Consider the following 1,922-nt stretch of genomic DNA (forward strand, 5'->3'; position numbering starts at 1 on the left):
GACTTCAGTCGTCTGCCGGCGGCTGGGTGAGTCAGAAACCATTGCGATAGGCGAAGGACATGCGAAAGGTCCGGCGTAGAGGGTAAGACCCCCGTAGCTGAAATCGTGATGGCTTGCTTGTCTATTTCCCAAGTAGCACGGGGCCCGAGAAATCCCGTGTGAATCTGGCGGGACCACCCGCTAAGCCTAAATATTCCCTGGTGACCGATAGCGGATAGTACCGTGAGGGAATGGTGAAAAGTACCGCGGGAGCGGAGTGAAATAGTACCTGAAACCGTGTGCCTACAAGCCGTGGGAGCGTCGGACATCAGCTTGCTGGTGTCTCGTGACTGCGTGCCTTTTGAAGAATGAGCCTGCGAGTTTGCGGTGTGTTGCGAGGTTAACCCGTGTGGGGAAGCCGTAGCGAAAGCGAGTCCGAATAGGGCGTTAGAGTAGCGCGCTCAAGACCCGAAGCGGAGTGATCTAGCCATGGGCAGGTTGAAGCGGAGGTAAGACTTCGTGGAGGACCGAACCCACCAGGGTTGAAAACCTGGGGGATGACCTGTGGTTAGGGGTGAAAGGCCAATCAAACTCCGTGATAGCTGGTTCTCCCCGAAATGCATTTAGGTGCAGCGTCGTGTGTTTCTTGCCGGAGGTAGAGCACTGGATAGGCGATGGGCCCTACCGGGTTACTGACCTTAGCCAAACTCCGAATGCCGGTAAGTGAGAGCGCGGCAGTGAGACTGTGGGGGATAAGCTCCATGGTCGAGAGGGAAACAGCCCAGAGCATCGACTAAGGCCCCTAAGCGTACGCTAAGTGGGAAAGGATGTGGAGTCGCAGAGACAACCAGGAGGTTGGCTTAGAAGCAGCCATCCTTGAAAGAGTGCGTAATAGCTCACTGGTCAAGTGATTCCGCGCCGACAATGTAGCGGGGCTCAAGCGTACCGCCGAAGTCGTGTCATTGCAGCATGTGGTCCAACGACCGTTGTGATGGGTAGGGGAGCGTCGTGTGCCGGGTGAAGCAGCCGTGTAAGCGAGTTGTGGATGGTTCACGAGTGAGAATGCAGGCATGAGTAGCGATACACACGTGGGAAACGTGTGCGCCGATTGACTAAGGGTTCCTGGGTCAAGCTGATCTGCCCAGGGTAAGTCGGGACCTAAGGCGAGGCCGACAGGCGTAGTCGATGGACAACCGGTTGATATTCCGGTACCCGCTTTGAAGCGCCAACGTCGAACCAGGCGATGCTAAGTCCGTGAAGCCGCCCTGATCTCTTCGGAGTTGAGGGGAGTGGTGGAGCCGACGGTCCAGACCTGTAGTAGGTGAGTGATGGGGTGACGCAGGAAGGTAGTCCAGCCCGGGCGGTGGTTGTCCCGGGGTAAGGGTGTAGCCCGAGGAGTAGGTAAATCCGTTCCTCTTTAGGGGTGAGACCTGATGCCGAGCCGATTGTGGTGAAGTGGATGATCCTATGCTGTCGAGAAAAGCCTCTAGCGAGTTTCATGGCGGCCCGTACCCTAAACCGACTCAGGTGGTCAGGTAGAGAATACCGAGGCGTTCGGGTGAACTATGGTTAAGGAACTCGGCAAAATGCCCCCGTAACTTCGGGAGAAGGGGGGCCATTGCTGGTGATGGGATTTTCTCCTTGAGCTGGTGGTGGCCGCAGAGACCAGCGAGAAGCGACTGTTTACTAAAAACACAGGTCCGTGCGAAGCCGTAAGGCGATGTATACGGACTGACGCCTGCCCGGTGCTGGAACGTTAAGGGGACCGGTTAGTCACATTTCGGTGTGGCGAAGCTGAGAACTTAAGCGCCAGTAAACGGCGGTGGTAACTATAACCATCCTAAGGTAGCGAAATTCCTTGTCGGGTAAGTTCCGACCTGCACGAATGGCGTAACGACTTCTCGACTGTCTCAACCATAGGCCCGGTGAAATTGCACTACGAG

The 1,922-nt window shown here is 56.2% G+C and carries 1 rRNA gene; it reads left to right on the forward strand.

Going from position 1 to position 1,922, the window contains the following annotated elements:
• A 23S ribosomal RNA gene (locus KN815_RS46140) occupies window positions 1-1,922 on the forward strand; the annotation flags it as partial.

Source organism: Streptomyces niphimycinicus, assembly GCF_018883605.1.
GTDB lineage: Bacteria > Actinomycetota > Actinomycetes > Streptomycetales > Streptomycetaceae > Streptomyces > Streptomyces niphimycinicus.